We start from the raw sequence: 1,246 nt of genomic DNA, 5'->3' as shown, positions 1-1,246 counted from the left end.
CAACGTCGTAAACGCAAAGAGCTCACCAATCTGATCCGTCGCTTTAGAAACGGTGCCGAATCATTGCCCGATGCCGTCGTAGTATTTCGCGCGGAAGGCAACATTGTTTGGTGTAACCGATTAGCTCAACACCTGTTAGGCTTCCATTGGCCAGAAGATTCCGGTCAACCTATCTCGAACCTGATTCGAACTCCAGATTTCATCAAGTACCTCAATAAAAAAGATTTCTCCGAACCGCTAGAAATGCGCTCGCCGTTGAATGTCGAACGTATGTTAGAACTGCGTATCGTGCCTTACACGGAAGGTGAACACCTGATGGTGGTGCGTGACGTGAGCCAACTTAAGCAACTCGAAGGAATGCGTCGTAACTTCTTCGCCAACGTTTCTCATGAGCTACGCACTCCGATGACCGTACTACAAGGTTATCTGGAGATGACGGAAGACCCAGACATGATCGTCGGCCCGATGTGGACTAAAGCGCATGGGGTGATGACGGAGCAGCTTAACCGCATGAACAGCTTAGTGAATCAACTTCTTACCTTATCTAAGATTGAAGCCGCGCCGATGCATGAGTTGGAAGATGTCGTAAACGTGCCAGCAATGCTTGAAGTATTAGAGAAAGAAGCGATCAGCTTAAGTGGTGATGACCAACATAAACTCAAGTTTGATGTCGATACCAGCCTTCGTGTGCTTGGAGATGATGACCAATTGCGCAGCGCGATCTCCAACCTTGTTTACAACGCAGTGAAGTACACTCCTCCGGGAGCCAATATTCATGTTCGTTGGTATCAAACCGCACAAGGTGCGTGCCTTGAAGTTGAAGACAGTGGTGATGGTATTGAGCCACAACACTTGCATCGACTGACTGAGCGTTTCTACCGAGTTGATAAAGCACGTTCACGCGATACGGGTGGCAGTGGTTTAGGATTGGCAATTGTGAAACATGCGTTGAGCCATCATGACTCACACCTGGAAATTCAAAGTGAAGTCGGTGTAGGCAGTAAGTTCTCGTTCGTACTTCCAAGTCGTTTGGTGGTGAAATAATGGGACGTCGAGTCAGTAAAGCCATCGCTTGTATCGTGCTTATTTGTTCGAGTATGGCGGTTGCTCAAGATAAGCCATTACCGAACTACCATAAAACCACTGGCATTGTTGGTAACTTGCTTTCGGTAGGCTCAGACACTTTGGCGGGGATGACCACACTTTGGGTGGAAGAGTTTAAATCCATTTACCCCAACATCAACGC

1 protein-coding gene and 1 pseudogene are annotated in these 1,246 nt (G+C 47.8%); both read left to right on the top strand.

Annotated elements, in window-relative coordinates:
* A partial coding sequence (gene phoR / locus R7070_RS25650) for a phosphate regulon sensor histidine kinase PhoR (protein WP_318141445.1) occupies positions 1-1,044 on the top strand: 1,044 nt, incomplete at its 5' end.
* A pseudogene (locus R7070_RS25645) lies at positions 1,044-1,246 on the top strand (phosphate ABC transporter substrate-binding protein); the annotation flags it as partial. The gene phoR and the pseudogene R7070_RS25645, both read left to right, overlap by 1 nt.

This window comes from Vibrio sp. 1557, from assembly GCF_033340175.1.
GTDB lineage: Bacteria > Pseudomonadota > Gammaproteobacteria > Enterobacterales > Vibrionaceae > Vibrio > Vibrio alginolyticus.
Note: the sequence above shows the minus strand (reverse complement) of the source record. Positions and strands in the feature narration are given on the sequence as shown.